Below are 25,616 nucleotides of genomic sequence, written 5' to 3' on the forward strand. Positions count from 1 at the left end.
GAGGCCGCATGATCGATCTACTGCCCCTGACGCTGGAAGGGAACGAACCCGTCGAATGGCAAGGTGAAACACCGCAGCTGCGGTGGCGCTGGCAGGGGGAAGGGGTGCTGGAGCTTACGCCGCGACAGCCTTACCGCCAGGCGATGGTGATGTCGGCGGGCGTGCACGGCAATGAAACCGCGCCGATTGAACTGCTCAATCAACTGGTCGGCGATCTCCTTGCCGGCCGGTTGCCGCTGACGGTGCGACTGTTGGTGGTGCTGGGCAACCCGGCGGCGATGCGGGCCGGCAAGCGTTATCTGCACAGCGATATGAACCGCATGTTCGGCGGCCGCTACCGCAACTTCGCCGCCAGCGGCGAAACCGTGCGCGCGCAGCAGTTGGAGCGTGCGCTCGCCGCCTTTTTCGATGGGGAGCAGGCGGCGCGTTTCCATTACGATTTGCACACCGCCATCCGCGAATCGCGTTTGCCGCGTTTCGGCATTCTGCCCTTTCAGAAACGCCCGTACAGTGAGCCGATGTTGAAGCTGCTGGATGCCGCCGATCTGGATGCGTTGGTGGTACACAGTGCGCCGGGCGGGACGTTTAGCCATTACTCCAGCGAACATCTCAATGCGGCGAGCTGTACGCTCGAGCTGGGCAAGGCGCGGCCGTTCGGCAGCAACGATCTGCAGCAGTTCGCCGCCATCGATCGCGCTCTGCGGGCGGCGGTCAGCGAAGGGGCGCTGCCGGCGCGTGCGGGCGCCGAGATTCGGGTTTTCCGTGTGATGCACTCGTTGATCAAGCACAGCGAAGATTTCAAACTGCATCTGGACGATGACACGGCCAACTTCACCGAGCTGGAACCGGGCATGTTGCTGTGCGAGCAGCCGCAGGAGGACTATCGCGTCGGCCAGGAGGGGGCGTGGATACTGTTCCCTAACCCCAGCGTGGCGTTGGGCCTGCGTGCCGGCATGTTGTTGAGCGAAGTTTCCCGCTCTACGCTGTATTGATTTATCCACGGTGGCGCCGTCAGCGCGCCGCCGTTATTCCTTTCATTATTTTAATCTGCTATTTCCCGCTATTTTTATTCCCGTAAGGCGAGTTTTATTCGTCACGAATCCGTGTCTTTATGCGAATGAATAGAAGGCAGTGTCAGGTCGTTATCTGAAAGCCTTAATTGCCTGATGAATTTGTTAAGATAAAAATGTGAAATAAGTAACGTTTTTAATAACCATGCTAATTTTGTTGTTACTTTTGAATCGCGCAGAAAGCACGCAAAACGAAACTGAATTGCACTATGATGGTGCATTGCACCGTTTTGGTTATAACTTATGTGATAAAAAATTCTTATATTCAATGGGTTGAGTGATTTCTTTTTTGTAATATTTGGTTACACATAAACATGCTTTCTCCTCGTTGTTTCATGAACTTTTTGATTTTAAGTTTTGATTCATGATGCTAATGTCACATCACCCCGGCATTAGGGGTGCTCATAAAATACCAAAAGATAAAATCACAGCCCAAATTATAAATTGGGCGTGACGGGCAGGGTTCTAATTATAATATCTAGGAAAATAAATGATGAAACGCAGTGTATTAGCCTTAGCTGTCGCCCTCGGGGCGATCACCTCCTTTGCCAACGCGGCTGAAATCTACAATAAGGATGGCAATAAACTCGACCTGTACGGCCGCGTTAACGCCAAGCATTATTTCAGCGACAGTAAGTCCAACGACGGTGATATGACCTATGTTCGCCTGGGCTTCAAAGGCGAAACGCAAATCAATGAACAGTTGACCGGCTACGGCCAGTGGGAATACAACGTCCAGGCCAATCACGACGAAGCGCAGGGCACCGCCGGCACCAAAACGCGTCTGGGCTTCGCGGGGCTGAAATTCGGCAACTACGGTTCTTTCGACTACGGCCGTAACTACGGCGTGGTGTATGACGCCGAGGCTTACACCGACATGCTGCCGGAATTCGGCGGCGACTCCTACAGCTATACCGATAACTTTATGACCGCCCGTTCCAACGGTTTGGCCACCTACCGCAACCGTGATTTCTTCGGTTTGGTGGAAGGCCTGAACCTGGCGGTGCAGTATCAGGGTAAAAACGACGGTGACGGCCGCAGCGTGACCAAGCAAAACGGCGACGGTTACGGCCTGTCTCTGGACTATCAGGACATCGGCGGCAGCGGCATCGGCGTAGCGGCGGCGTTCTCTGATTCCAACCGCACCAGCAAGCAAAAAGAGCTGCAGTATGGCAAGGGTGACAGCGCTACCGCCTGGACCACCGCGGTGAAATACGACGCCAACCAGGTTTACCTGGCCGCGATGTATGCCGAAACCCGTAACATGACGCCGATCAGCGTCAACGGCACTTCCGGCTTCGCCAATAAAACGCAAAACTTCGAAGTGGTGGCTCAGTATCAATTTGAGAACGGCCTGCGTCCTTCCGTGGCTTACGTGCAGTCCAAAGGCAAGGATATCGAAGGGATCGGTGATGCCGACCTGGTGAAATACGTGGAAGTGGGGGCGACTTACTACTTCAACAAAAATATGTACACCTACGTCGATTATCAAATCAACCAGCTGAGCGACGATAACAAACTGAAACTGGCCAACGATGATATCGTTGCCGTCAGCCTGACGTATCGTTTCTAATTCTGCAATTTCATTACCTTCATCCTGTGTCGGGATTGGTAATCAGGCAGGGCGCAAGCCCTGCCTTTGTTTTATCGGGAGCTCAGCCTTTAGGCGCCAACCCGACCAGCTCAATGGCGGAACGCAGCGCGGCGAAACGTTGCTGATCCTGCTCCCGCTCTATTTCGGTCACCAGCTGTGAAAGAATATTGCCGCCGGATACCTTTTTATGGTTTTTGATTAACTGCAACACTGCGTCGCCTAACGCCAGGCTGACGTCGCGCAGCAGAGTTTCATATTGCTCGTTGGAATGAGCCGATGCTGGCATGACCTTTCTCTGTCTCTCTCTTCTTCGGGAGCCGCAATTTAGCAAAACAGCGGCCTTATGCCTCGGAGGAAGACGAAGTTTCCGATGAAATCAGAAATTCCTCAGCATCGCGCGGGGAGGAGGTTAAAAATCGGAATATTCGCTGGCTGGCAACCAGAAGCCGTCGATAAACTCTTCCATGGGATAACAGCCGGCGTGTCGCAAGTTCTGTTCCTTCATCGCGACCAGGCATTGCGGCTCGTCGCGCAATATATCGACCACCATTTCACTGCAGCCGCCATCCAGATAACAGACAAACATCACCAATGCGTACATCGTTGCACGCCTCCTTCGTCGAGTTACCTTGTCTGCAACAGTGTAGGTAGAAAAGCGCGATTTTTCAGCATCATTGCGCGATTAATCGCCATGGAAACGCCGCTGACGACACTTTCGGAATACTCTACCCATTTCTGACACCGTAAGCGGATGGCATATCCTTTTGTCGATGCTAAGCTTAACAAGCCTTACTTAAACGCATTACTGCAACCATCAAAAGGAGTGAATATGGGCTTGTTTAACTTCGTCAAAGAAGCGGGCGAAAAACTGTGGGATACAGTCACCGGCAATGCCTCCGCCGAAGATCAAAGCGCCAAACTCAAGGAACATCTCGATAAGAGCGGCCTGCCGGGCACCGACAAAGTTGATGTGCAGGTGGTCGATGGTAAAGCCGTAGTGACCGGCGACGCCGTCAGCCAGGAGTTAAAAGAGAAGATCCTGGTGGCTATCGGCAACGTGGCGGGGATCAGCGGCGTGGAAGACAAGGTGGCGGTAGCGCAATCCGACGCCGAGAGCCGCTTCTATACCGTGAAGAAGGGCGATACGCTGAGCGCGATCTCTAAAGAGATGTACGGCAACGCCAATCTGTACAACAAGATTTTCGAAGCCAACAAGCCGATGCTGTCGAGCCCGGACAAGATTTATCCGGGGCAGGTGTTGCGTATCCCGCAATAACGCATCGGTCTACCCAGGCCCGGTTACGTACCGGGCTTTTTTTTGTCCTCTGCAATAGGCGTCTCTTATTTCCCTGCGATCTCCATTCCAGTTACATCTCCCCTGTGTACCTGCTCGCTCGCCGGCAGGCGCGGTGTTGACCCTGATGGGGAAAATTGATAGCGTCATCCCCCGGTTGAGGCCGGAGCGACCAAGTCAGCGACGTTGGCGCCTTATTCTGAGGGGATGTTTTGCCCCGTCAAACAGCAATGCAGCAGTTGAACGAGTGAAAACCGATTTAGTGAAACAACAGCGTAACGCCTCAACGGATAAAAATTATCGAGAAACCTTGGGTGATGCGCAATTTGCGATCGTCGTGTTGGCGGTGGCGTCCTGCTCACTGATTATCTTTACGCTGGCGGTCACGCTGTGGGTGACCTGACGCGATTAACTAGGGGAGATAAAATGGAGCCTAATCTCCATGATGAAACCAAACTGCTGGCGATCATCGGCCTGTTGGTGTCCGTGCTGCTGGTGGTATCAATTCTCTTTGGCGTGACCTATTTCTCCGATCTCAGGCACGCGCATGACGATATAGACATCAAGAGCTGCTATATCAAAGCACCCTGAACCGCGCGGACGTGCCTGCACGTCGTCGCTCTGCGGGGGAGCTGTCCTGTGTTAAGCTTGGGCGGTTACCCTTGGCGAATCGGCGCCATTCAGGAGGTCTTTGCGATGAGTCAGCCACGTCCTACGCTCTCTTCACCTTCACGCGAGTGCCCCGTCGTTGACGGCGTGCGCCAGATACAACGTATTGCCGTGCGTAACGCCGAAGTGGGGGGCATTCCGATCAACCGCGCGTTGCCAACCCGGGAGCGGCGCACCGTCGGCGCCTGGTGTTTTCTCGATCACGCCGGGCCGACGGTATTCAACGGCACTTCGCCGGGCATGGATGTGGGGCCGCATCCGCACACCGGGCTGCAAACGTTCACCTGGATGATAGAGGGGGAGGTGCTGCACCGAGACAGCCTCGGCAGTGAGCAGGTGATTCGCCCGGGGCAGGTTAACCTGATGACCGCGGGGCACGGCATTGCGCATACGGAACAGTCGGTGGGCGAGCAGCGGCGGTTGCATGCTGCGCAATTATGGATCGCGCTGCCGGCCGAACATGCCGATATGGCGCCACGCTTCGATCATTATCCTGACTTGCCGCAATGGCAGAATAACGGCGTGAATCATCGTTTGTTGGTCGGGGAATTTGGCGCTTATCGTTCACCGGTGTTTACTCTTTCGCCATTAATCGCCATTGATCTGGAATGGGAAGAAGCGGCAAGAATCGAATTGCCGTTGCGCGATGATTATGAAATCGGCTTTTTGCCCCTTATTGGTGCATTTGAACTTAATGGTGAAATCTTTTCACCTGATGAATTCGCCTATTTGGGCATGAAGAATAACTCTATTGGGTTAAATGCACAGAAGGGGAGCCGGGGATTACTCATCGGTGGGGCGCCATTAAACGAAGAGATCCTTATCTGGTGGAATTTCGTTGGCCATACCAAGGCTGAAATTACTCGGGCTCAGCATGATTGGGAACAAGGCGCGCCGCGTTTCCCGACGGTTAGCGGTTATTCTGGTGAGCGCATGACCGCACCACGCCTGCCTTGGAACGATGTTTGATAGCGTTAGGATATAATCGCCGCGATTATTCGGCTTATTTCGCTCTAATAAGGCGTAATTAATGTGATCGCGGCTCCAGCTTTACGACAATATAAGGGTTCTCGGCGGAAAAGTGATCTGGCGCATATAACGACAGTGGGAAGAAGTTTAGGATAATCCTCAGGAAGTCAGGTTGTCTCCCGTTAGTCAGATGTCAGTGAGGTCATTATGAGCCAAGTACTTTATCGTGCAAGATTGTCCCATGTCGTGGTTGCCACGGCGCTGTTTTGGGTCTCTGTCGCGGCATTGTTGGTCGCCGTATTAAACTAACCTCAAAAAATGACTCCTGCATAAACCCGCTTCGGCGGGTTTTTTTATCTCCGCCGATGGGATGGTGAGCGAAGGAGTTTATAATTGATGACATCTTCAATAAACGACTGGAACCACCATGAAGTTCTTTGCCGATATTTTGCTGCTGCTCATCGCAGCGCTCCATCTTTATATCCTGGTGCTGGAAATGTTCCTGTGGCGTACGCCACTCGGCAGGCGCGCATTCGGCACAACGGCGGATTTCGCCGCAGCCACGCGGGTGTTAGCCGCCAATCAGGGGCTGTACAACGGCTTTCTGGCCTTGGGGTTGGCATGGAGCTACTGGCGTGAGGATATGGCACTGCAGCTGTTCTTTCTCGGGTGTGTGCTGGCGGCCGGGGTGTTCGGCGGGTTGAGCGCCAGCCGCAAAATTCTGTGGGTGCAGGCGCTGCCGGCCGCGATCGCGATGCTGGCGGTCTGGGGGGCGCGTTAACCCGCCGATTTGCGGCGGGCTTCAGGCGGATTTTTGGTGAATGACGTGCAGCGGCGGATCGATGTGCAGATCAACGCTCAAATCCTGGCGGAAATCATAGGGTGTGATATTAAAACGCTTTCTGAACATGTAGGTGAAGTGGGACTGAGAACCGAAGCCAAAGTCCAGGGCGATGTCGAAGATCGACGCTTCACTGCTGCGCAGTTGATAGACCGCGCCGGCCAGACGGCGTTCGCGAATGTATTTACCGAGCGAAATCCCTGTCGCTTCTTTGAACAGCTTCTGCATGTGCCACAGCGAGTAGCCGGAGTACTCGGCCAGCTCTTCGAGATGGATCACTCGTCCGAGGTGAGTTTCGACCCATTTGCTGAGGGCGCAGACCAACGAGAGGTGGTGTTCTTGTATCATCAGTGCGTCAGTGTGAGACCTACATAGCGGTGAAGTATACACAACTTGCCGCCGTGGACAAAAATGCCGCCCGTGACGGGGGGCAATTATTCGGAAAAACCGTTTGACCGCCGCTTGTCAGCCGAAAGGAAAAACGGCTAATCTGGGACTGTCGCCGCCGCGGTGGGGGACGCAAAGAAAGCCGCAGCAAGAACCGCCAAAACAGAGTCAGCCGTAACAACTCAACGTTGATGGGGTGATCGCATGTTAATGACAGTGATTATTACTCTGGTTGTAATCGTGGGCGTCGGCGCTTTTATGGCGACGCCGGTGATGAGCATGAAAAATGCGGAAGGTGTGGGAGGTGAAGAACCGTGAGAGCAAGAGACATGCACGCCGCTGAGCGGGGCGAGCGCTAATCGGGAAAGCCTGGGTCAGAAACCCGGGCTTTTTGTTGCGTAACCGCTCAAACGTTTTTCCGCTCGACGGTTTCCTCTCCCCAATAAAGCTGGTCGGCGGTGGTTTTGGCAAAGGCCTTCTCCAGCGCCTCATCACTGCCTTCTTCCCAGATTTTCTGCGCCAACACTTCATCGTTCCCTGCCAGCTCAAAAATGGCTTCGGCGATTTCCACCGAAGTTTCACGCACTGTCGCCCAGGATTTCACATTGTGATTCGCCATAACTTTCTCCTGTTGGTTGTGGCTTGCGGGTGGTTTTTACCACCGCCATGCAGCAAGTATAGGCCAATCCGCCGCGGGCTTTTGCCCGCCGGTGCGCAGAATGGGGAAAAAGACGGGGAGAGCGGGCAATGGCGCGGACGCCATGCTATTCTGTGCGGCGTTTGAATCAAGAAGGAAATTTATTATGTCTGACATGCTGAGCAACGAGCAGGAACTGGCTTCCGATCTGGTCGCTTGCCAACTGGTCATCAAACAGATTCTGGACGTTATCGACGTGATTGCGCCGACCGAAGTGCGCGACAAGATGGCGGGTCAGCTCAAAAGCATCGATTTCTCCACGCATCCTGCCGGCGCCGATCCGGTGACCCGCCGAGCGATTGACAAGGCGATTGCGCTGATCGAGATGAAGTTTACCCGCAACTGAGGCGGGGCCGCCGCAGAGCGGCGGCGTCGGGCGGTGGCGGTTAATCCACCACCGTTTCGATTTTCTTGAACAGCGGGCAGTCGGATACGCCGATGAAACCGTTGTCGCCATTCACGTACTGGGCGATCGCCACGTTGCGCGCCGTCAGGTATTTGCATTGCAATCCCAACCCGCCAACGTTTTTGTTGCTGCCGATCAGCACGCCGTAGCCCGAGATCAAAAAGCCGCCGTAAATGACCGCCAACACCAATACCCACTTAATCAATTTGCTCATCGTATTTCCTCGTTATCCCTGAGGGTTCATCTAGCCACGGCGCCTATGCGAGGGCAAGGGTAACAGTCTGAAAACCGGGCGATAGCCAGAAATCTAAACGGAAAGTTAAACTTCGTTTAACTTCGCTGTGATAACATGCGCGATAGATTACCAAGATAACAATGAGGCTGCTAAATTTGTTGCGAAAAAAAATCCTCGTGATAATGACGGCCGTCGCTGCCTGCCTGTTTTTCTACCTGCTGGCGCTGGACAGCTATTGCGACGATGGTGGAAATTTTGCGTTGGGCATCTGTTCGGTGACCCGCTTCGTGCCCTGGTAAGCAATTTTTGGCAGGGATGTTCGCACGGCCGCCGCGAGTGTTAAGATGGCGGCCTGAATTTCGCAGTAGATAGGGTTGTCCATGTACGATTTAGGTTTTGGCCAGAACGGCCTGTTGTCGCTGGCCCTCGCCGCCGTGGCGTTGCTGGCCGGGCTGTGGGTCTGGTTCCTGGTGAACCGCGCCAGCGTGCGCGCCAACGAGCAGATTCGCCTGCTGCAGGAGATTGCCGAGCAACAACGTCAGCAAACGGCGCTGTTGAAGCGTATGGCGCACCGCGCCGGCGCAGACGGCGCCGCTGCTGACGACGATCTCAACCCCGCGCTGGATTTCAAAGGTTTCATCCCCGAACGTTGAGCATGATGCCCCGGCCGACGGCTGCGTCGCCGGGGCGCCTCAGTAAAACACCATGCCCTGATACGGCTTTTCCCGGCATGCCGCCAGGCGGCTGGCCAAATCGCCGGCATGGATCTCCAATTGATGCCCATCGGGATCGAGAAAATAGAGTGATTCGCCTTCGCTGCGATTGCTTTTCCACTCTTCGACGCCGGCCTGGCGCAACCGCTCGCTGACCTGCTCAATGTGTTCCGGCGCGACGCTGAAGGCGTAATGGGTGTAATCGCGCTCGCGTTGTTGCATGCGCGTTTCATCCAGCGACAGGCATAGCCACAACGGCCCTAACGAAAGATAGGCGCCGCCTTGCCAGCGGGCGTGCGGGATAAATCCCAACAGATGACGATAAAAATCGAAGCTGCGATCGAGATTGCTGACGGCGAGCGTCAGATGGTTAAGGCCGGTCAACATGCATGCGTTCTCTGGGCGCTGAACAGGGAGAAAAGTTTACGTAGGCGCTAAGGAAAGATAAAGGGGACAAAGCATTAGTAGAGATAATGTGAAAACCGGCGGCGCTGTCATAAAACTGTCGTACAGACATCGTAATGTAGCGCGAACCTTACGAAAGATGGATGAAGCCGATGATTAAATGGTACGAAGAAAGCGATGCCGAAGTGAACCGCAGCATTGCGCTGCTGACCGGAGAGAACCCGGACAAGTGGTATCCCTACGGTGGTGTGAAAGGTAAAGATTACTGCAAGAATCCCTCCGATGCCTGGCCGATCATTTGCGCCAACAAAATCAGTCTGAACCCCGACAACCAAAGCGACAGCCCGCAGTGGCAGGCGCGCATGAGCACTCAGGGCGGTGAATGGCAGGCGGACAGCGCCAGCCCGCTGCGCGCGGCGATGATCTGCTTCCTGATGAGCCGACAGGTTAACTGAGTCGAACAATACCGGTGATTGGTAAGAGTTTCTCCTTTTTCTAATAACAGAGCTGTCGTTGGCGGAGGCTGTTTATGAAGCGCATTATCAAAGGTGATAAAAACTTGTCTCATCTGGTGATTGCCCATGCGGCGATCGATCGTCATGCCGAAAGCTTCGGCCAGCGCCGTCAGGGCTGGCCCTCGACCTACCTGATAAAATATCAAAACGATCGCGTGGCGGTGGAAGTGGTCACGCGTAGCCAATCTTATGTCGCCACGCTGATGATCGGCGCGCGCAATCTGACCAAACTGTGCGGTATGCCTGGCTGAACGCTGCCGTTATCCGCTTTCTCGCGGTAAAAAAATCGCGCTCCGGCCTGCCGTCTCGGGGCGCTTCTCCTTGATGCTCACGGGGTTAAGTGTTAAAAAGCCGCCCGCAGATACATTTATTGATTGGTGAAATCTTGGCCGATAGCGGCAAGGGTATACGCCATATGAGGATAAGATGGGCGGTCAGCATCAGGATACTCCGCTAAAACGCGGTTTAAAAAACAGACACATACAGCTTATTGCCCTCGGGGGCGCCATTGGTACCGGTTTATTTCTCGGCATTGCGCAAACCATTAAAATGGCCGGCCCCGCCGTGCTGCTGGGCTACGCCATCGGCGGTTTTATCGCATTTTTGATCATGCGCCAGCTGGGCGAAATGGTGGTGGAGGAGCCGGTCGCCGGCTCTTTCAGTCACTTTGCCTATAAATACTGGGGCGATTTCGCCGGCTTCCTTTCCGGCTGGAACTACTGGGCAATGTTCATTCTGGTCGGCATGGCGGAATTGACCGCCGTCGGCATCTACATTCAGTACTGGTGGCCGGAGATCCCCACCTGGGCCTCCGCCGCGCTGTTTTTCGTGCTGATCAATCTGATTAATCTGGTGAACGTGCGCCTGTACGGCGAAACCGAGTTCTGGTTCGCCATCATCAAGGTGGTGGCGATTGTCGGCATGATCGTCTTCGGCGCCTGGCTGTTGGCCAGCGGTAACGGCGGGCCGCAGGCCAGCATCACCAACCTGTGGCAGCAGGGCGGCTTTATGCCGCACGGCTTCTCGGGGCTGGTGATGGCGATGGCGGTGATCATGTTCTCGTTTGGCGGCCTGGAAATGGTCGGCATCACCGCGGCGGAAGCCGCCGATCCGCGTCGCAGCATTCCCAAAGCCACCAATCAGGTGGTGTACCGCATCCTGATCTTCTATATCGGCTCGCTGACTGTGCTGCTGTCGCTCTATCCGTGGGGGCAAGTGGTGGAGGGCGGCAGCCCGTTCGTGCTGATCTTCCATGCGCTGAACAGCAATCTGGTGGCAACGGTGCTCAACGTAGTGGTATTGACCGCCGCGCTGTCGGTCTACAACAGCGGCGTTTATGCCAACAGCCGCATGCTGTTCGGGCTGGCCAGCCAGGGCAATGCGCCGAAGGCGCTGACGCGCGTGAATAAACGCGGCGTGCCGGTGCTGTCCATCGCGCTGTCGGCGTTGATTACTTCGATCGGCGTGCTGATCAACTACCTGATGCCCGGCAAGGCGTTTGAGCTGCTGATGGCGCTGGTGGTTTCAACGTTGGTGATCAACTGGGTGATGATCTGCCTGGCGCACTTGAAATTCCGCGCCGCCAAGAACCGCCAGGGCGTCATTCCCAGCTTTAAGGCGCTGTGGTATCCGTTCGGCAACTACCTGTGTCTGGCGTTCCTCGGCCTGATTCTGGTGATCATGTATTTCAGCGAAGGGATCCGCATTTCGGTGTTGCTGATGCCGGTGTGGGTTGCGGTGCTGTGGTGCGGGTTTATGCTGACGCGCCGCAAAGGCGGCAAGCGTTAATCCGTGTGCTGCGGAGGCGTATGGCACGCCTCCGCTCCTTTTCTCGTTAGCCGCGCGGCATAAAGGCGCGGCCCTCACCGTGACCCCGCCCCAGCAGTTTCCGGCACAGCAGCAGCAGAGTGCTGATCACGTCGATGGCGACTACGCTGAGCATCAGCAGAGTCAACATGAAGAATCCAAGCAGCGAACCGCCCAGCAGCACCAACGGTGCAGGCACGCGCAGCCGGCGGAACTTCATGGCGAAATACATTTTCCAGTATTGCTTCTGCGCCAGCAGCGCGCTGCGAATACGGCGCCCCAGGCTTGAGCCTGATTTGCGGGATGTAGAACGACTCATAACTTCTCCTTTTCTGTATGCCCTACAAGTCAATCACAAAGATCTTAAGAGAGTCTTAACGGGCTCTTGGCGGCCCTGGCTTTCCACCGGAGTGAGACAACAGCATACGGCAAAAGGTCCCGAGATGCAGCGCACGGCTGACAAAGTGCGAGCTTCATCGGGTTTGTTACACTGAAAGTCATGCCCGCGCAGGGCGCAGTGGTCGGGAGAAAAGGCAGGATGAAAAGAATCAACCGTTATTACGACGCGGCCAAGGCGCATCATACGCCGGAGGGATTTCGCAACCTGGAACCTTCGCGGCGTCAGGAGGGCGATCTTCAGCGTTGGCAGGATGAACGCAAGCGGCAGGGGCTGCCCAGACCGCCGCAGCAGGGCTATGCACAATTTACCGAACGCTGGTGGCAACCTGCCGATCTCAGCGGCAGCGACGACTGCGTTTGGTGGTTGGGGCATGCCTCGATGCTGCTGCGGTTGAGCGGGCGTTATATCCTGATCGATCCGGTGTTGTCCGAACGCGCATCGCCACTGAGCTTTTACGGCCCGAAGCGCAGAACGCCGCCGCCGCTGACGGTGGAGCAGCTGCCGGCGGTGGATGCGGTGCTGATCTCCCATAACCATTATGACCACCTTGACAGGCGCACGGTGCGGCAATTGGCGCGGCGTTTCCCTCAGGCCGAGTTCATCGTGCCGCTTGGCTTGAAGCGCTGGTTCCGCCGTTATCGGCTGAAGGCGCATGAGCTGGACTGGTGGCAGAGTCTGCCGTTGGGCGAGCTGACGGTCTACGCCACGCCGGCGCGGCACTGGAGCATGCGCACGCTGTGGGATCGCAATCGCTCGCTGTGGTGCGGGTGGGTGATCCACCATCCGGCGCTGCGGTTTTATTTTTCCGGCGACAGCGGTTATTCGGAACGGCTGGCGGAGATCGGTCAACGGCTGGGGCCGTTCGACGTGGCTGCGCTGCCGATTGGCGCCTATGCGCCGCGCTGGTTTATGCAGGAGCAGCATATGGATCCGCAGCAGTCGGTGGCGCTGTATCGCGAGCTGAATCAGCCGCGCGCCATTCCCATCCATTGGGGGGTATTCGAACTGGCGGATGAATCGCTGGACGAACCGCCGCAGCAGTTGAACCTGGCCCTGAGCGAGGCGGGGTTGGAGCAGCATCAATTCCTCCCGCTGAAGATTGGCGAGCGCATCGCGTTGCAGGATGCTCAGCAAGCGTTGTCTCTTCGCCCTGCGGTACAGAGGAAAGAATAAGAGCAACGGTTTGAAAGCGCGGCAGTAATTAGCAAAATTGATAAGATCGGGTGGTGATTCAAATAACCACCCGATCTTCAGGATTTAATTCAACGCCACACTTTTGCTATTCATAAGATTATTCCGGCTATTGGGGATAATGACCTTCGGATTATTTATGATGGAACCGCAGGCAAGCGGGATATGTGCCGGCGCTTTGCATGCTTATGCATCCGTTGCGCAGGGCGGAGACGTCGCCGCCGACCCGCGCGCCGTTGTCGCCCGCGCCGTTTGGCGGCAGGGCTGAAAGCCGATGATGAATGGGCTTTCCGGCGGTAAATGGTCGGAGGAGCGATGAATAAATTGGCCCCCGTTCATCGATATTCAGATGTTGCATATCAAATTCCATAAAGATTCAAATTTTTTAACGCTATAAGCGGCCAAAAAGCGGAAATGATGAGACGGAAAGGCGTCAATACGATGAAAGTTTTGTTAAAACTCCAGCAGAATGCGGGGTCTGGCGCAGTGATTTTGGCAAGCAGAAAATAGCCGATGCTTCAACATCTTTTGGCCTATTTAAGCAAATGTGGCGCTCGACCGTTTCAAATATGTGCGACATGTCGTTCAGTGATTAAAAATGGCTTGCCATCGCATACAGAGTATGTGATAACGCATCTGGGTAAAACGAGGTACAGTTCTGTATATGTGTGGCATTTTCAGTAAAGAAGTTCTGAGTAAAGACGTTAGCGTTGAATACCGCTTCTCTGCCGATCCTTATCTTAGTGCCTCAAGCAGTAACGACTCTAGTTTGTCTATGTAACGCCCTCGGGCGGTTTAAACAATCCAAAGGAAATACTCAAGATGGCAAAGATCAAAGGTCAAGTTAAGTGGTTCAACGAGTCTAAAGGTTTCGGTTTCATCACCCCGGCTGACGGCAGCAAAGACGTGTTCGTACACTTCTCTGCAATCCAGGGTAACGGCTTCAAAACCCTGGCTGAAGGCCAGAACGTTGAGTTCGAAATCCAAGATGGCCAGAAAGGCCCATCTGCAGTAAACGTTACTGCTATCTAATCAGCGTCAGCTGTACAAAAAGCCCGCCTTCGCGCGGGCTTTTTCGTTTCCGTCATCCGGCGGCGATGATGATGCCGGCGTACTGGTTGCGGCCTTTGATCCCCGGATGCGTCGGATCCTGCGCGCGCCGGTGGCTGTTGCGGCGATAGCTGGTGTATTTGAAGCGCTGCGGCCGCTGCGGGTCGACGTCCGGCGTGCAGATGGTGCAACTGCCGGCGCGGTCAACGGCGGCGAAGCCGAGCGCCGCCAGCTTGTATTCGGCAATTGCGGCCAGATCCAGATGCCGGTAATGCGGGCTGATCAGCGTGGCGGGCAGCGGCAGGCGCTGTTTAAAACTCTCCACCAGCGCTTCATCGACTTCGTAGCAGCACGGGCCGGCGGCAGGGCCGATGGAGACGACCCAATCGGCGGTGTCGCCGTCCTGGCGAATGCGCGCTGCCATCTGTTCCAGAATGCCGTCAAGCAGTCCGCGCCAGCCGGCGTGAACCGCTGCGATGGCGCCGCCGTCACGGCGGCTGAACAGCACCGGCAGGCAATCCGCCGTCAGTACGCTGAGCAGAATGCCGGGCTGGCGAGTGTAGAAACCATCGGCCTCGCCGCACGCCTGCGCCGGCTGCAGCACGTCGACGATGCGGGTGCCGTGCACCTGTTTTTTTTCCGGCAGCGTGGCGCTGTAGGGCAGCAGGTACCCGGGCAGCAGCGCGAGTTTGCTGCCGAAGCCGTGCTGAATATGGGGCACCGCATCGAGCAGCGCGGAACGATCGCTCATAAGTTATGTTCACCTGCGTGAGAAAACAGACTCTCAGTGTAGCCAGCTTTTTCCCCGCTTGGCCAGGTGTTGTTGGCGGCGAAAGCGAGCGGGGATGCGCCTTGCATCAAGCCGACGCCTTCTTTAGACTAGCCGCGCCCTGTCTTTCTGGAAGCCCATTCATGTCTTATCAATGCCCTCTGTGTCATCAACCGCTGTATTTTTCATCACAACACTGGCGTTGTGACGGCAATCATCAGTTCGATCAAGCCAAAGAAGGCTACGTGAATCTGCTGCCGGTGCAGCACAAACGATCGAAGCAGCCGGGAGACAGCGCGGAAATGATGCAGGCGCGGCGCGCGTTTCTCGACGGTGGATATTATCAGCCGTTGCAAGCGCAGGTGGCCGAGTGGCTGGATTTGGCGCTGGCGGCCGATGCAGGCACGTTATTGGACATCGGCTGTGGGGAAGGGTATTACACCGCCGCCGTGGCCGCCAGACTGGCGCAGGAGCGCACTATGGCGGTCTATGGGCTGGATGTCGCCAAGGTGGCGATCCGCTATGCCGCTAAACGTTATCCGGCGGTCTCGTTCTGCGTTGCCTCCAGTCACCGTTTGCCGTTCGCCGACGGGGCGCTGGATGCGGTCTTGCGCATTTATGCACCCTGCAAGGCGGAGGAGCTGGCGCGAGTAGTGAAGCCGGGCGGCGTGGTGCTGACGGTGTCGCCGGGCCCGCGTCATCTGTACCAGCTGAAAGAGCAGGTGTACCAGCAGGTGCAGCTGCATGCCGAACAGGATGAACAGTTCGACGGATTCGACTGCGAGCGCAAAGAGGCGCTGGCCTATACGATGACCCTACCGGGCGCGCAGGCCGCCAATCTGCTGCAGATGACGCCGTTCGCCTGGCGCGCTACGCCGGAGGTGCAACAGCGGTTGGCCGAGGGCGGCGAGTTTGTGTGCGAGACGGATTTCGTGCTGGCGTTGTACCGACGTCGCGCTTAAGGGGCCTTGAACTCAGAAACAAAAAAACCTGCCGCGGCAGGTTTTTTTGCAGTTCAGTCACCTCAGGCCAGGTAGCCGAGGTGCTCCAGCAGGATGTTGACGCCGATACCGATCAACACCACGCCGCCGAGGATTTCGGCGCGTTTGCCCAGCAGCGGGCCGATAAAGCGGCCGATCATCATGCCCAGGGTCGCCATGATCATGGTGGCGCAGCCGATGGCCATCGCGGTGTGCACGATGTTCACCTGCAGGAAGGCCAGACCGACGCCGATCGCCATGGCGTCGAGGCTGGTGGCGATGGCGGTGGCCACCAGCAACCAGAAACCATGACGTTTGACCTTCTCTTCTTCGTCGGGCCTGTTGCGCACCCCTTCGACGATCATGCGCATGCCGAGAATAAACAGCAGCGAGAAGGCGACCCAGTGATCCCATTCCATGATGTATTGGCTGGCGAACAGGCCGATGGCCCAACCGATGAGCGGGGTGATCGCTTCGACCACGCCGAAGATCAGGCCGGTGCGGATCGCTTCGCGAAAGCGCGGTTGATGCAGACTGGCACCTTTGCCGATCGAAGCGGCGAAAGCATCCATGGACATGCCGAAAGCGAGAATAAGCGTTGCTGAAAGGTTCATGTGAAATAGCCTCGGCCGGGTGGCTCCATATACACGTAACCCACCCCCAACCAAACGACGGAGTTACGTGTCTATGGTCTCGCCAACCTTACCTGGCTGCCCGCACCACGTTTCATACGGCGAAACGAGTATGTTGATACGGGCGTTTCTGGTTTTTATTCTCCAGAAACCGGCTACTCCCCAATGACGGCGCAACCATACCATATTATTTCCTGTGCCGACAACTTTATTCTGGCGTGGTTTTTGTTCTTAATTGAGACTCGTTTTCATTAATCTGAGTTCATGGGGGAATATAATGTAGGCGCGGGTAACAATGTTGCGGAAATAATAGTCAGAAAGGAAATGGCGCTGCCGATTAATTATCCACAAGCAGCGCAAGGTTTGAGCGAAAGTAAAATGAGTTTTTCTTTATTTATTGATTATCAATGAAAAAGTGGTAAATCTTCTCCAGGTCGTCCAAGTGCGTCACCTGAACCAACAGCCGGCGCTGTTCCAGGTCGACGGCCAGAATGCCGTCCTCCGATAAATTCATGGCTTTAATGCGGTTATATTCGACAAACACATTGGCGAAGAAAAATCCGTGCGCTTTAAACACCATCTTGGGCGCGCGAATATAAGAAACATAGATAGCGAGCAGCGCCAAAGAAATAAGCAGATAGGTGGTTAATACCGCGCCGTTGTCGGTGACATTGCGGTAAATCAGAATGGCGATCAGGCCGACGAAAATCAGGCTGTCGAGGCGGTTACGGCGTTTGAGCGGCACTTTGAGCCGCGTTTTGCCTTTCAGCAGATCCATGCCGAATTCGTCATACAGCGAATACAGCAACAGCAGGGCGATAAACAGCATCAGTACGGCGTCGGTCAGTGACATCTCTTGCTCCACACATAAAAAAGCCGGGGGTTGCCCCCCGGCCGTTTCGAACGATTACAGGCCCAGCAGGCCAATCCAATAGCCAAAGATGCCAATGACGAAGAAGCCGATAATGATCCACAGCGCGTTGACTTTCTTGCGCAGCAGCCACATACAGGCGAAGGTCAGCAGCAACGGCACCAGGCCCGGCATCAACTGATCGAGGATGGTCTGCACCGTGGTGACGTTGGTATGCCCGGTCTGGTCGGTTATCTTGGACACCACCAGCGGGATATTCACGTGCGTCCACTTGTTGACCAGCGCCCCCATGACAAACAGGCCGAGAATGGACGCTCCTTCCGTCAGTTTCTGCAGGAAGCCGCCGCCCATGTCGTTGACGATATCGACCCCTTTGCGGTAACCGTAGGCCACGCCGTAGTAGCGGGTCAGCAGGCGCACCAGGTTGAACAGCACGAAGAACAGGATCGGTCCAAGCAGGCTGCCGCTCATGGCGATGCCCGCCCCAAGCGCGGCGAATACCGGCCGCACGGTGCCCCAGAAGATCGGGTCACCGACGCCCGCTAGAGGCCCCATCAAACCGACCTTGATGCCGTTGATTGCGGCGTCGTCGATCGGCGCGCCGTTGGCGCGTTGCTCTTCCATCGCCATGGTCACGCCGAGCACCGGCGCCGCCACGTAAGGGTGGGTGTTGAAGAACTCCAGGTGACGCTTGATCGCCTGTTTGCGATCGTCATTGTTTTCCGGATACAGGCGACGGATCACCGGCACCATCGAGAAACAAAAACCCAGCGCCTGCATGCGTTCGAAGTTCCATGAACCCTGGAACAGGTTCGAACGCAGGAATACGCCGCGAATATCGGCCGGCGTGAGTTTCTTTTGAGCAGTCGTATCAACCATTTCTCTCACCTATTCCTAGTCGAGTTCGTTATCGAGATCGTTCGCGTTAGCCGGGCCGGCCTGGACAACCTGAGACTTGTTGTATTTCGGGCTGAGCTGGATATACAGCACGGCCATCACCACGCCGATGACGCCGAGCGCCACCAGGTTGAAGTTGGTGAAGGCGGCGGTAACGAAACCGAGATAGAAGAACGGCATCAGGTAGCCGGCGCGCATCATGTTAATCACCATTGCGTAACCGACCACCACGATCATGCCACCGGCGATGTTCAGGCCGCTGGTGACCACTTCCGGGATCGAGTTGAGCAGGGCGTGCACCCCAGCGGTGCCCACCGAGATGGCGACGATGACCGCCGGGATGGCGATACGCATCGCCTGCAGCAGCAGGGCACCGACATGGATCCAGCTAATGGCGCGCAGGCTGCCGCGCTCCGCCGCGCTGTCCGCTGCGTGCTGGAAGGCCACGGTGAGGGTTCGCACGATGATGGTTAATACCTGGCCGGCCGCCGCCAGCGGAATGGCCAGGGCGATACCGGCGCCGACGCTTTGCCCACCGGCAATGACCAGGATGGTCGAGATGATGGACGCCAGGGCGGCATCCGGCGCGACCGCCGCGCCGATGTTCATCCAGCCGAGCGCGATCATTTCCAGCGTACCGCCGATGATGATGCCGGTTTTCATATCGCCGAGAATGAAGCCGATCAGGGTACAGGCGACCAGCGGACGGTGGAACTGGAACTCGTCGAGGACGGAACCCATCCCGGCGATACAGGCAACGATAAATATCAGCACAATCTGAAGAGTGGTGATCTCCATTGCACTTCTCCTATGACCAAAAAAGCTCTGAGTAAAATAATCAGCGGCTGGCGCCACTAATTGAGTTTGTTAATCAGGTCCATCATTTTTAGCCGGCTGTCGGACGAGACCTTACGCACCTCCAGCTCGATACCGCGATCGTTCAGTTTCTTAAACGCTTCGATATCTTTTTCATCGACGGAAACGGCGTTGTTCACCTGGGTTTTCCCCTGGCGGAACGCCATGCCGCCGATATTGACGGATTGAATATCCACGCCGCCCTCCACCAGACGCCAGACGTCGGTCGGATTGGTAAACAACAGCATCACGCGGTCGTTGGCGTATTTGGGGTTGTTCCAGACGCGGATAGCCTTCGCCACGTCCACCACGTGGGCGGTGACGCCCGGCGGGGCAACCTGAGTCAGCAGGGTTTTGCGCACATGGTCGGCGGCGACTTCATCGCTGACGACGATAATACGGCTGACGTTGGTCTCTTTGGTCCAGCGGGTAGCGACCTGGCCGTGGATTAAGCGATCATCGATGCGCGCCAGGCCGATTTTCATGTGGTCGTTCGGCCCCAACGGCGCCTGAGGGGCAGCGGCTTTGGCGACGGGCGCTGCGGGTTTTGCGGGTTCTTCCTGCGGTTTTTTCAGCGCTTTCACGCCTTCTCGGCCGGTTTCCAACGCCAGCGCCACCAGTTCATCGAAAGCGGGGTTGTCGTCCCGCGCCATGAAGGTTTCCACCAGCATCGGGATGTTGACCCCGGTGACGACCTCATAGTTTTCTTTGTCGACCGCAATGCGGCTGGCGGCGTTGAACGGGCTGCCGCCCCAGGTATCCACCAGGAACAGCACGCCGCCGCTGGTATCCAATCCACTGATTTTCTCGTTGTACTTGACGATTAACGTTTCGGCATTCTCACCGGGAACGAAGTCTATAAAGGCGACGTTGTCCTGCTCGCCCAATAGCATCTCCGCCGTTTTCAGCAGTTGTTCCGCTGCAGCCCCGTGTGTGCCGATGATAATAGCTATTGCCACTCGCTACCTCCTCGTTGAACTCCAGACGCGGTTTGTGTCGTTTCTCCGCGCCGTCTTGGCAGTCACTTCCGCGGTTCAGATACATTATGGTAGAAAAAAAGAAACGCACGCCTAACATTTCTCACGCAGTTTCAAATGCCTGTGCGTGATACTTCACGAACGCGAGATTTATTTTAGTGAGTGAAAAAATATTTTTTGTGACGCTGCTCCGCTATTGAATGCTCGGAGAAATCTTAGCTGTCGCAGACGATATGGCGTGGCGTCACCCTAAACCGCCGTTGAAAAAGCCGCTTTGTCCCCCAGAAAAATCCTGATACAGTAATTTCCTCTTTCATCACTAAGGAGTGAAGGGCCTCAGCCCTCCCTATGGACTGTCACCGAAGTAACTGTTTTTCCAGGTTTCACCCGCCACCTGCTGGCGTTGCATATGCTGTTCGGCCCTTCGGCCATCTCCCGGTAATCCCATCCCGTCACTTTGCTATTGTCGACTGCGCCCATGCAGCGGCGGCATCGTCACGTTTGAGCGGCGTGCGCTCATTCCCACTTTTCTCTGGAGTCTGATATGGAATTTTTAATGGACCCCTCTATTTGGGCGGGGTTGCTTACGCTGGTGGTGCTGGAAATCGTGTTGGGCATCGACAACCTGGTATTCATCGCCATTTTGGCCGACAAACTGCCGCCTAAGCAGCGCGATAAGGCGCGCGTCATCGGTCTGTCGCTGGCGTTGCTGATGCGTTTGGGCCTGCTGTCGGTGATCTCCTGGATGGTAACCCTGACCACGCCGCTGTTCAGCGTCGGCGATTTCAGCTTCTCCGGCCGCGATCTTATCCTGCTGTTCGGCGGGGTATTCCTGCTGTTCAAGGCCACCATGGAGCTGCATGAACGGCTGGAAGGGCAGACGCACCAGGATGGCGCCAACCGCGGTTACGCCAAGTTCTGGGCGGTGGTGGTGCAAATCGTGATCCTGGACGCGGTGTTTTCGCTCGATGCGGTGATTACCGCCGTAGGCATGGTGAACGATCTGCCGGTGATGATGGCGGCGGTGGTGATCGCGATGGCGGTGATGCTGCTGGCGTCCAAACCGTTGACCAACTTCGTCAACGCGCACCCGACCATTGTGGTGCTGTGCCTGAGCTTCCTGTTGATGATCGGTCTGAGCCTGATCGCCGAAGGCTTCGGCTTGCATATTCCTAAAGGCTATCTGTACGCCGCGATCGGCTTCTCGATCCTGATTGAATTGTTCAATCAGATCGCGCGTCGCAACTTCATCAAGCATCAGGCGCGTCGCCCGATGCGCGAGCGCACCGCGGAAGCGATCATGCGCCTGATGGGGCAGCAGCGCGCGCAGCAGGCGGACGATGAGGTCGCCTTGCCGCGGGATGAAACCTTTGCGGCGGAAGAGCGTTATATGATCAGCGGCGTGCTGACGCTGGCCTCGCGCTCATTGCGCAGCGTGATGACGCCGCGCACGGATATCTCCTGGGTCGACTGCGAGCGCTCCCGTGAGGAGGTGCGCGCACAGTTGCTGGATACGCCGCACAGCCTGTTCCCGGTGTGTCGCGACTCGGTGGATGAGATCGTCGGCGTGGTACGCGCCAAGGATCTGCTGGTGGCGCTGGAGCAAGGGGAAGATATCGCCGAGTTTGCCGCGCGCACGCCGCCGATCGTGGTGCCGGAAACCATGGATGTCATCAAGCTGCTGGCGGTGCTGCGCCGCGCCAAAGGGCGCCTGGTGGTGGTCACCAACGAGTTCGGCGTGGTGCAGGGGCTGGTGACGCCGCTGGACGTGCTGGAAGCGATCGCCGGCGAGTTTCCGGACGAAGATGAAACGCCGGACATCGTGGCGGAAGGCGACGGCTGGCTGGTCAAGGGCGGGACCGACCTGCACTCGCTGGAACAGGCGCTGGCCTGTGACGACCTGGTCAGCCCAACCGCAGACTACGCCACTCTGGCGGGGCTGCTGTTAGCCCACTACGGCCAGATGCCAGTGGTGGGGGACACCATTGAACTGAACCACCTGCGTTTCGATATTGTCGAGGTCTCCGACTATCGCATCGAGTTGGTGCGTGTCACCCGCGCCGTCTTCGACGAACCGGCGCATTCGTAACCCACCCGTCGGAGGCTCAGGCCTCCGGCGGATGCTCTTCCGTTTTCCTCACGCGCGATTCGTACTGCTGCAACCACAGCGGGAAAACGTGGATCGGCATCGGCTTGGCGAAATAATACCCCTGCAGGGCATTGACCTCGCGTGAGCGCAGATAGTCGGCCTGTTCCGCCGTTTCTACCCCCTCAGCCACCAGCTTCAGTTTCAGCCGCTGCGCCAGCGTAATGATGGTATCGGTCACCGTGGCGTTGACCGCGTCGGTGCCGATGGCCGCGGTAAACCCGCGGTCGATCTTTAACACGTCCGGGCTAAGGTTCTTCAGGTAGCTCAGCGAGCTGTGGCCGGTGCCGAAATCGTCGATGGCCAGCATGATCCCCATGTCTTTCAGCGTCCGGATCTGGTCATGCTGGATCGCCGACAGCGCGGTGCGCTCGGTCAGCTCCAGCATCAGTGACGGCATCGGATGCGCCGGCAGCCAAATCCGGCGGATATCGTCGATGATGTTGAGCGTTTTAAAGTGTTCGGCGGCGACGTTGATGCTGATGTAGAACGACGGTCGCGGCGGGAACAGCTGCAGATTTTCCGTCACGGTGTTCATCAGATAACGGGTCAGCGGAATGATCAGCTCATGCTGCTCGGCCAGCGGAATAAACACGTCGGGGGAGATCCACCCTTGACGCTTCTTTTTCCAGCGCAGCAGCATTTCGACGCCGGCGCAGCGCCCGGTGTCGCTATGAATGATGGGCTGGCAATAGACGCGGAACTCGCGATGGGTGATGGCATGGCCGATGTGATAAGACAGGCTCATACGGTTAGCGGTGAGCAGATAGACCACATAGGCGGCCAACAGGCTGATCAGCAGCGCCAGCGGGATATGGCGCGGCAGTGCGGAAAGCGCCAGCATGCCGATCTGCGGGCCGAACAGCGAAATCGAGAACGGGTATAGCGCAGAGCCGGCGGTGTAGCGCAGATCGTTGGTCAGGGTGTCGCGGCTCAGGATTTCGCGTCGGCCGTATTCCAGGCTGCTGTCAGCCACGTTCAGCACCACGCGCTGAACGTAAGGCTCCTGCGGCTCGAGTAAAAAGTTGGACAACAGCTCGATATTAAACACGTGCAGCACGCCACTGGTTTTATCGCGTGGGGATGGCGTCCACATCACCAGCGTGGGCAGGCCTTTGCTCACCGCCAGCGAGGGGCGCAGCGCCAGCCTGGCGTTGCTGTTGACGAAGGTAGGCATGACCGCGGCCAGCTGATAATGACGGGAACCAAACAGGCTGGAGCAGTAAATAATGCCGTTTTTTACCAGCAACATGGCGCGTAGCGCCTGATTCTGCGCGGCGCGAAAGCGCAGGGTCGACGAAACGTTCTCGCAGGGCTGGTCCAGCATGTCCATGCTGCGCTCCGCCTGCAGCTGAGCCGGTGTCAGCAACTGGTTGAGCTTGCCGACGGTGCGGGTGGCCAATGTCTGTTGGCTCAGCTCGATACTTTTGACCTCTTGATAATAACGGGTATACAGCGATACCAACAGAATAGCCGCGCCCACCGCTCCGGCCAGCAGCCAACGGTAATAACGATATCGGGACGCGGCGAGGTGGGTCATCAACATCCGGTAAATCCTTGTTCGGTAATCCAGCCCCGAGTCACGGTCAGGTCATAGATCCTTAAGTTGCGCTCGGCTAATTCTAGCCTGAGGTTATACAAGATTGATGGTAACTCAGTAAATTATTTCGATTTGGCAAAACAGAAGGTCAATTTGCAGGCTAACCGCCGGATCGATGAGAGAAATGCAGGATTTTTTCTGGTGACATTGTCACAAAAAGCGGCCAATGAATTGATTACCCATAAAAAACCCCGCCGGATGGCGGGGTTGTCTGTCAGTCGCATTGCACCTTGATTGCCAGGCCGCCGCGTGACGTTTCGCGGTACTTGGCGTTCATGTCTTTGCCGGTTTCGTACATGGTCTCGATCACCTTATCCAGCGAAACGCGCGGCTCGCTGGTGCGGCGCAGGGCCATGCGGGCGGCGTTGATCGCCTTGACCGAGGCGATGGCGTTGCGCTCGATGCACGGCACCTGCACCTGGCCGGCGACCGGGTCACAGGTCAGACCCAGGTTGTGTTCCATGCCGATCTCCGCCGCCACACAGACCTGCTCAGGGCTGCCGCCCAGCAGTTCGGCCAGACCGGCCGCCGCCATGGAGCAGGCAACGCCGACTTCACCCTGGCAACCGACTTCGGCGCCGGAAATGGAGGCGTTCATCTTGTACAACGCGCCGATGGCGCCCGCCGCCATAAAGTAGCGGATGTAGATATCCGGGCTGACGGACTCGATGAAGTGATCGTAGTAAGCCAGCACCGCAGGCACGATGCCGCAGGCGCCGTTGGTCGGCGCAGTGACCACGCGGCCGCCGGCGGCGTTTTCTTCGTTAACCGCCAGCGCGAACATATTGACCCAGTCGATCACGTTCATCGGATCGCTGGACAGTTTGTCCGACGCCACCAGCATGCGGCGCAGCGCGGAGGCACGGCGCGGTACGCGCAGCGGCCCCGGCAGTACGCCTTCGGTGTTCAGACCGCGATCGATACAGGCGCGCATGGTTTGCCACACGTTGCCGAAGTAGGTCTCGATCTCTTGCTTGCTGTGCAGCGCCAGTTCGTTCTGCATCACCATGCCGGACAGCGACAGGCCGGTCTCGCGGCAGTGGTCGAGCATTTCGCGCGCGGAGTTGAACGGATATGGCATTTGCAGTTCTTGCTCGGCGGCCTTGCCGAAATTCTCCTCGTCGACGATGAAACCGCCGCCGATAGAGTAATAGGTCTTGCTGTACACTTCTTTATCGCCGGCGAAGGCGTGGATCTGCATGCCGTTTTCGTGCAGCGGCAGGTTGTCGCTGCGGAAGACCATGCCGCCGTCGCGAGGGAAATCGACTTCATGCAGGCCGTTGGCCAGCATCAGGCGTTGACGTTGTTCTACATCGCGAATAAAACCCGGAATGCTATCGATATCGACGGTGTCCGGCATGTTGCCGGCCAGGCCGAGAATGATGGCGATATCGGTATGGTGACCTTTGCCGGTCAATGAGAGTGAGCCGTAAACGTCTACGGCAACACGCGTGATAGAAGGCATCAGGCCTTTATTTACCAGATCGTCGACAAACTGTTTGCCGGCTTTCATCGGTCCAACCGTATGAGAGCTGGACGGGCCGATGCCGATCTTAAACATGTCGAAAACGCTAATCACGCTAAAACTCCTTAAAGAGACGTATTGTTATGGCTGCGGCGGTCAAAAACCGCGCAGGGAACAGCGAT

General features: G+C 56.7%; 34 protein-coding genes and 1 riboswitch. Of the genes, 18 read left to right on the top strand and 16 right to left on the bottom strand.

All coding sequences use genetic code 11. The annotated features are described in order from the left end of the window. Positions 1-8: 8 nt before the first annotated feature. Both astE and ACJ8KE_RS03960 read left to right on the top strand, forming a co-directional pair. Positions 9-992: a succinylglutamate desuccinylase gene (astE, locus tag ACJ8KE_RS03955; protein ID WP_116403557.1), complete on the top strand. Its 984-nt coding sequence runs from the start codon at positions 9-11 to the stop codon at positions 990-992. Between the two features lie 568 nt (positions 993-1,560). Further along, on the top strand, positions 1,561-2,643 hold the full coding sequence (locus ACJ8KE_RS03960; protein ID WP_284065314.1) for a porin: 1,083 nt from the start codon (positions 1,561-1,563) through the stop codon (positions 2,641-2,643). Between the two features lie 82 nt (positions 2,644-2,725). Here the strand turns inward: ACJ8KE_RS03960 and ACJ8KE_RS03965 are convergent, their stop codons facing one another. Together ACJ8KE_RS03965 and ACJ8KE_RS03970 are read right to left on the bottom strand one after the other, a co-directional pair. After that, positions 2,726-2,950 (bottom strand): biofilm development regulator YmgB/AriR family protein, encoded by a 225-nt coding sequence (locus ACJ8KE_RS03965; RefSeq protein ID WP_016927388.1) that lies wholly within the window; start codon positions 2,948-2,950, stop codon positions 2,726-2,728. Between the two features lie 123 nt (positions 2,951-3,073). After that, positions 3,074-3,265: a YebW family protein gene (locus tag ACJ8KE_RS03970; protein ID WP_004934567.1), complete on the bottom strand. Its 192-nt coding sequence runs from the start codon at positions 3,263-3,265 to the stop codon at positions 3,074-3,076. 228 nt (positions 3,266-3,493) lie between these two features. Between ACJ8KE_RS03970 and lysM the strand changes: the two genes are divergently transcribed. The 5 genes from lysM to ACJ8KE_RS03995 all read left to right on the top strand — a co-directional run bounded on the left by lysM (position 3,494) and on the right by ACJ8KE_RS03995 (position 6,377). Further along, on the top strand, positions 3,494-3,940 hold the full coding sequence (gene lysM / locus ACJ8KE_RS03975) for a peptidoglycan-binding protein LysM (protein ID WP_016927389.1): 447 nt from the start codon (positions 3,494-3,496) through the stop codon (positions 3,938-3,940). Between the two features lie 265 nt (positions 3,941-4,205). Further along, on the top strand, positions 4,206-4,361 hold the full coding sequence (locus ACJ8KE_RS03980) for a hypothetical protein (RefSeq protein WP_016927390.1): 156 nt from the start codon (positions 4,206-4,208) through the stop codon (positions 4,359-4,361). A gap of 23 nt (positions 4,362-4,384) precedes the next feature. Then, the gene (locus ACJ8KE_RS03985; protein ID WP_004934557.1) at positions 4,385-4,549 is read left to right on the top strand and encodes a hypothetical protein; all 165 of its coding nucleotides are present in this window, start codon (positions 4,385-4,387) and stop codon (positions 4,547-4,549) included. A 105-nt stretch (positions 4,550-4,654) separates the two neighbouring features. Further along, positions 4,655-5,596, top strand: coding sequence for a pirin family protein (locus tag ACJ8KE_RS03990; RefSeq protein WP_079449818.1), 942 nt, complete (start codon positions 4,655-4,657; stop codon positions 5,594-5,596). A gap of 427 nt (positions 5,597-6,023) precedes the next feature. After that, a complete protein-coding gene (locus ACJ8KE_RS03995) occupies positions 6,024-6,377 on the top strand; it encodes a DUF1304 domain-containing protein (RefSeq protein WP_016927392.1) in 354 nt (117 codons plus the stop codon). A 21-nt stretch (positions 6,378-6,398) separates the two neighbouring features. On the opposite strand, the gene ACJ8KE_RS04000 is transcribed toward ACJ8KE_RS03995, so the two are convergent. Beyond that, positions 6,399-6,785 carry a helix-turn-helix domain-containing protein gene (locus tag ACJ8KE_RS04000; RefSeq protein WP_004927697.1) on the bottom strand — a complete coding sequence of 129 codons (387 nt, stop codon included), beginning with the start codon at positions 6,783-6,785 and terminating at the stop codon, positions 6,399-6,401. A gap of 445 nt (positions 6,786-7,230) precedes the next feature. Next, positions 7,231-7,443: a YccJ family protein gene (locus ACJ8KE_RS04005; RefSeq protein ID WP_004927694.1), complete on the bottom strand. Its 213-nt coding sequence runs from the start codon at positions 7,441-7,443 to the stop codon at positions 7,231-7,233. Between the two features lie 184 nt (positions 7,444-7,627). Here ACJ8KE_RS04005 and ACJ8KE_RS04010 point away from each other — a divergent pair, with 184 nt between their 5' ends. Beyond that, positions 7,628-7,867 (top strand): DUF2766 family protein, encoded by a 240-nt coding sequence (locus ACJ8KE_RS04010; RefSeq protein WP_004927692.1) that lies wholly within the window; start codon positions 7,628-7,630, stop codon positions 7,865-7,867. A gap of 40 nt (positions 7,868-7,907) precedes the next feature. Here the strand turns inward: ACJ8KE_RS04010 and ACJ8KE_RS04015 are convergent, their stop codons facing one another. After that, positions 7,908-8,141, bottom strand: a complete 234-nt coding sequence (locus ACJ8KE_RS04015; protein WP_016927394.1) for a YobH family protein — start codon at positions 8,139-8,141, stop codon at positions 7,908-7,910. Between the two features lie 161 nt (positions 8,142-8,302). Here ACJ8KE_RS04015 and ACJ8KE_RS04020 point away from each other — a divergent pair, with 161 nt between their 5' ends. Then, complete coding sequence (locus tag ACJ8KE_RS04020) at positions 8,303-8,461, top strand: PhoP/PhoQ regulator MgrB (protein WP_004927688.1); 159 nt, start codon at positions 8,303-8,305, stop codon at positions 8,459-8,461. An 81-nt stretch (positions 8,462-8,542) separates the two neighbouring features. Further along, the gene (locus tag ACJ8KE_RS04025) at positions 8,543-8,815 is read left to right on the top strand and encodes a YebO family protein (protein ID WP_016927396.1); all 273 of its coding nucleotides are present in this window, start codon (positions 8,543-8,545) and stop codon (positions 8,813-8,815) included. Between the two features lie 39 nt (positions 8,816-8,854). Here ACJ8KE_RS04025 and fos read toward each other — a convergent pair whose 3' ends face one another. Continuing rightward, positions 8,855-9,262 (bottom strand): fosfomycin resistance glutathione transferase, encoded by a 408-nt coding sequence (fos, locus tag ACJ8KE_RS04030; protein ID WP_015378164.1) that lies wholly within the window; start codon positions 9,260-9,262, stop codon positions 8,855-8,857. Positions 9,263-9,432: 170 nt separating this feature from the next. Between fos and ACJ8KE_RS04035 the strand changes: the two genes are divergently transcribed. The 3 genes from ACJ8KE_RS04035 (at position 9,433) to ACJ8KE_RS04045 (ending at position 11,583) form a co-directional block, all read left to right on the top strand. Next, positions 9,433-9,735 (top strand): phage protein NinX family protein, encoded by a 303-nt coding sequence (locus ACJ8KE_RS04035; protein WP_016927397.1) that lies wholly within the window; start codon positions 9,433-9,435, stop codon positions 9,733-9,735. Between the two features lie 74 nt (positions 9,736-9,809). Beyond that, positions 9,810-10,046 carry a DUF4060 family protein gene (locus ACJ8KE_RS04040; RefSeq protein ID WP_004927680.1) on the top strand — a complete coding sequence of 79 codons (237 nt, stop codon included), beginning with the start codon at positions 9,810-9,812 and terminating at the stop codon, positions 10,044-10,046. A 175-nt stretch (positions 10,047-10,221) separates the two neighbouring features. After that, complete coding sequence (locus ACJ8KE_RS04045; RefSeq protein WP_016927398.1) at positions 10,222-11,583, top strand: amino acid permease; 1,362 nt, start codon at positions 10,222-10,224, stop codon at positions 11,581-11,583. 46 nt (positions 11,584-11,629) lie between these two features. Here ACJ8KE_RS04045 and ACJ8KE_RS04050 read toward each other — a convergent pair whose 3' ends face one another. Further along, entirely contained in the window at positions 11,630-11,920 is a 291-nt protein-coding gene (locus ACJ8KE_RS04050; RefSeq protein ID WP_016927399.1) for a hypothetical protein, read from the bottom strand. Between the two features lie 219 nt (positions 11,921-12,139). Here ACJ8KE_RS04050 and ACJ8KE_RS04055 point away from each other — a divergent pair, with 219 nt between their 5' ends. After that, a complete protein-coding gene (locus ACJ8KE_RS04055; RefSeq protein WP_016927400.1) occupies positions 12,140-13,174 on the top strand; it encodes an MBL fold metallo-hydrolase in 1,035 nt (344 codons plus the stop codon). Between the two features lie 151 nt (positions 13,175-13,325). Here ACJ8KE_RS04055 and ACJ8KE_RS04060 read toward each other — a convergent pair whose 3' ends face one another. Beyond that, positions 13,326-13,550: a hypothetical protein gene (locus ACJ8KE_RS04060; RefSeq protein WP_131818046.1), complete on the bottom strand. Its 225-nt coding sequence runs from the start codon at positions 13,548-13,550 to the stop codon at positions 13,326-13,328. 306 nt (positions 13,551-13,856) lie between these two features. On the opposite strand from ACJ8KE_RS04060, the gene ACJ8KE_RS04065 reads away from it, so the two are divergent. Together ACJ8KE_RS04065 and cspE are read left to right on the top strand one after the other, a co-directional pair. Beyond that, entirely contained in the window at positions 13,857-13,973 is a 117-nt protein-coding gene (locus ACJ8KE_RS04065; protein ID WP_002211058.1) for a DUF2627 domain-containing protein, read from the top strand. Positions 13,974-14,014: 41 nt separating this feature from the next. Further along, complete coding sequence (gene cspE / locus ACJ8KE_RS04070; RefSeq protein WP_002221949.1) at positions 14,015-14,224, top strand: transcription antiterminator/RNA stability regulator CspE; 210 nt, start codon at positions 14,015-14,017, stop codon at positions 14,222-14,224. Positions 14,225-14,276: 52 nt separating this feature from the next. Here cspE and pgeF read toward each other — a convergent pair whose 3' ends face one another. Beyond that, positions 14,277-14,993 (bottom strand): peptidoglycan editing factor PgeF, encoded by a 717-nt coding sequence (gene pgeF, locus ACJ8KE_RS04075; protein WP_442517142.1) that lies wholly within the window; start codon positions 14,991-14,993, stop codon positions 14,277-14,279. Positions 14,994-15,154: 161 nt separating this feature from the next. Here pgeF and rlmA point away from each other — a divergent pair, with 161 nt between their 5' ends. Next, a complete protein-coding gene (gene rlmA / locus ACJ8KE_RS04080) occupies positions 15,155-15,973 on the top strand; it encodes a 23S rRNA (guanine(745)-N(1))-methyltransferase (protein WP_033640078.1) in 819 nt (272 codons plus the stop codon). A gap of 62 nt (positions 15,974-16,035) precedes the next feature. Here rlmA and mntP read toward each other — a convergent pair whose 3' ends face one another. The 5 genes from mntP to manX all read right to left on the bottom strand — a co-directional run bounded on the left by mntP (position 16,036) and on the right by manX (position 20,205). Then, on the bottom strand, positions 16,036-16,605 hold the full coding sequence (mntP, locus tag ACJ8KE_RS04085) for a manganese efflux pump MntP (protein ID WP_025159822.1): 570 nt from the start codon (positions 16,603-16,605) through the stop codon (positions 16,036-16,038). A gap of 11 nt (positions 16,606-16,616) precedes the next feature. Then, positions 16,617-16,799: riboswitch (yybP-ykoY riboswitch) on the bottom strand. Between the two features lie 218 nt (positions 16,800-17,017). Further along, positions 17,018-17,476 (bottom strand): DUF986 family protein, encoded by a 459-nt coding sequence (locus ACJ8KE_RS04090; protein WP_016927403.1) that lies wholly within the window; start codon positions 17,474-17,476, stop codon positions 17,018-17,020. Positions 17,477-17,530: 54 nt separating this feature from the next. Beyond that, the gene (locus ACJ8KE_RS04095; RefSeq protein WP_015378157.1) at positions 17,531-18,373 is read right to left on the bottom strand and encodes a PTS mannose transporter subunit IID; all 843 of its coding nucleotides are present in this window, start codon (positions 18,371-18,373) and stop codon (positions 17,531-17,533) included. Between the two features lie 15 nt (positions 18,374-18,388). Continuing rightward, the gene (locus ACJ8KE_RS04100) at positions 18,389-19,189 is read right to left on the bottom strand and encodes a PTS mannose/fructose/sorbose transporter subunit IIC (protein ID WP_015378156.1); all 801 of its coding nucleotides are present in this window, start codon (positions 19,187-19,189) and stop codon (positions 18,389-18,391) included. Positions 19,190-19,245: 56 nt separating this feature from the next. After that, entirely contained in the window at positions 19,246-20,205 is a 960-nt protein-coding gene (gene manX, locus ACJ8KE_RS04105; RefSeq protein ID WP_004927601.1) for a PTS mannose transporter subunit IIAB, read from the bottom strand. Positions 20,206-20,767: 562 nt separating this feature from the next. Here manX and ACJ8KE_RS04110 point away from each other — a divergent pair. Continuing rightward, on the top strand, positions 20,768-22,312 hold the full coding sequence (locus ACJ8KE_RS04110; RefSeq protein WP_016927405.1) for a TerC family protein: 1,545 nt from the start codon (positions 20,768-20,770) through the stop codon (positions 22,310-22,312). 16 nt (positions 22,313-22,328) lie between these two features. Here ACJ8KE_RS04110 and ACJ8KE_RS04115 read toward each other — a convergent pair whose 3' ends face one another. Together ACJ8KE_RS04115 and sdaA are read right to left on the bottom strand one after the other, a co-directional pair. After that, positions 22,329-23,915, bottom strand: a complete 1,587-nt coding sequence (locus ACJ8KE_RS04115) for an EAL domain-containing protein (protein ID WP_048796580.1) — start codon at positions 23,913-23,915, stop codon at positions 22,329-22,331. Between the two features lie 268 nt (positions 23,916-24,183). Beyond that, entirely contained in the window at positions 24,184-25,548 is a 1,365-nt protein-coding gene (gene sdaA / locus ACJ8KE_RS04120; protein ID WP_004927589.1) for an L-serine ammonia-lyase, read from the bottom strand. Between the last annotated feature and the right edge of the window lie 68 nt (positions 25,549-25,616).

The sequence above is a fragment of the Serratia sp. CY56464 genome, from assembly GCF_052168435.1.
GTDB lineage: Bacteria > Pseudomonadota > Gammaproteobacteria > Enterobacterales > Enterobacteriaceae > Serratia > Serratia marcescens.

Bases quoted from the DNA above. Each gene is read 5' to 3' on its own strand.
- astE (WP_116403557.1), top strand. From the start codon at position 9: ATGATCGATCTACTGCCCCTGACGCTGGAAGGGAACGAACCCGTCGAA.
- ACJ8KE_RS03960 (WP_284065314.1), top strand. From the start codon at position 1,561: ATGATGAAACGCAGTGTATTAGCCTTAGCTGTCGCCCTCGGGGCGATC.
- ACJ8KE_RS03965 (WP_016927388.1), bottom strand. From the start codon at position 2,950: ATGCCAGCATCGGCTCATTCCAACGAGCAATATGAAACTCTGCTGCGC.
- ACJ8KE_RS03970 (WP_004934567.1), bottom strand. From the start codon at position 3,265: ATGTACGCATTGGTGATGTTTGTCTGTTATCTGGATGGCGGCTGCAGT.
- lysM (WP_016927389.1), top strand. From the start codon at position 3,494: ATGGGCTTGTTTAACTTCGTCAAAGAAGCGGGCGAAAAACTGTGGGAT.
- ACJ8KE_RS03985 (WP_004934557.1), top strand. From the start codon at position 4,385: ATGGAGCCTAATCTCCATGATGAAACCAAACTGCTGGCGATCATCGGC.
- ACJ8KE_RS03990 (WP_079449818.1), top strand. From the start codon at position 4,655: ATGAGTCAGCCACGTCCTACGCTCTCTTCACCTTCACGCGAGTGCCCC.
- ACJ8KE_RS03995 (WP_016927392.1), top strand. From the start codon at position 6,024: ATGAAGTTCTTTGCCGATATTTTGCTGCTGCTCATCGCAGCGCTCCAT.
- ACJ8KE_RS04000 (WP_004927697.1), bottom strand. From the start codon at position 6,785: ATGATACAAGAACACCACCTCTCGTTGGTCTGCGCCCTCAGCAAATGG.
- ACJ8KE_RS04005 (WP_004927694.1), bottom strand. From the start codon at position 7,443: ATGGCGAATCACAATGTGAAATCCTGGGCGACAGTGCGTGAAACTTCG.
- ACJ8KE_RS04010 (WP_004927692.1), top strand. From the start codon at position 7,628: ATGTCTGACATGCTGAGCAACGAGCAGGAACTGGCTTCCGATCTGGTC.
- ACJ8KE_RS04015 (WP_016927394.1), bottom strand. From the start codon at position 8,141: ATGAGCAAATTGATTAAGTGGGTATTGGTGTTGGCGGTCATTTACGGC.
- ACJ8KE_RS04020 (WP_004927688.1), top strand. From the start codon at position 8,303: ATGAGGCTGCTAAATTTGTTGCGAAAAAAAATCCTCGTGATAATGACG.
- ACJ8KE_RS04025 (WP_016927396.1), top strand. From the start codon at position 8,543: ATGTACGATTTAGGTTTTGGCCAGAACGGCCTGTTGTCGCTGGCCCTC.
- fos (WP_015378164.1), bottom strand. From the start codon at position 9,262: ATGTTGACCGGCCTTAACCATCTGACGCTCGCCGTCAGCAATCTCGAT.
- ACJ8KE_RS04035 (WP_016927397.1), top strand. From the start codon at position 9,433: ATGATTAAATGGTACGAAGAAAGCGATGCCGAAGTGAACCGCAGCATT.
- ACJ8KE_RS04040 (WP_004927680.1), top strand. From the start codon at position 9,810: ATGAAGCGCATTATCAAAGGTGATAAAAACTTGTCTCATCTGGTGATT.
- ACJ8KE_RS04045 (WP_016927398.1), top strand. From the start codon at position 10,222: ATGGGCGGTCAGCATCAGGATACTCCGCTAAAACGCGGTTTAAAAAAC.
- ACJ8KE_RS04050 (WP_016927399.1), bottom strand. From the start codon at position 11,920: ATGAGTCGTTCTACATCCCGCAAATCAGGCTCAAGCCTGGGGCGCCGT.
- ACJ8KE_RS04055 (WP_016927400.1), top strand. From the start codon at position 12,140: ATGAAAAGAATCAACCGTTATTACGACGCGGCCAAGGCGCATCATACG.
- ACJ8KE_RS04060 (WP_131818046.1), bottom strand. From the start codon at position 13,550: ATGCAACATCTGAATATCGATGAACGGGGGCCAATTTATTCATCGCTC.
- ACJ8KE_RS04065 (WP_002211058.1), top strand. From the start codon at position 13,857: ATGTGTGGCATTTTCAGTAAAGAAGTTCTGAGTAAAGACGTTAGCGTT.
- cspE (WP_002221949.1), top strand. From the start codon at position 14,015: ATGGCAAAGATCAAAGGTCAAGTTAAGTGGTTCAACGAGTCTAAAGGT.
- pgeF (WP_442517142.1), bottom strand. From the start codon at position 14,993: ATGAGCGATCGTTCCGCGCTGCTCGATGCGGTGCCCCATATTCAGCAC.
- rlmA (WP_033640078.1), top strand. From the start codon at position 15,155: ATGTCTTATCAATGCCCTCTGTGTCATCAACCGCTGTATTTTTCATCA.
- mntP (WP_025159822.1), bottom strand. From the start codon at position 16,605: ATGAACCTTTCAGCAACGCTTATTCTCGCTTTCGGCATGTCCATGGAT.
- ACJ8KE_RS04090 (WP_016927403.1), bottom strand. From the start codon at position 17,476: ATGTCACTGACCGACGCCGTACTGATGCTGTTTATCGCCCTGCTGTTG.
- ACJ8KE_RS04095 (WP_015378157.1), bottom strand. From the start codon at position 18,373: ATGGTTGATACGACTGCTCAAAAGAAACTCACGCCGGCCGATATTCGC.
- ACJ8KE_RS04100 (WP_015378156.1), bottom strand. From the start codon at position 19,189: ATGGAGATCACCACTCTTCAGATTGTGCTGATATTTATCGTTGCCTGT.
- ACJ8KE_RS04110 (WP_016927405.1), top strand. From the start codon at position 20,768: ATGGAATTTTTAATGGACCCCTCTATTTGGGCGGGGTTGCTTACGCTG.
- ACJ8KE_RS04115 (WP_048796580.1), bottom strand. From the start codon at position 23,915: ATGTTGATGACCCACCTCGCCGCGTCCCGATATCGTTATTACCGTTGG.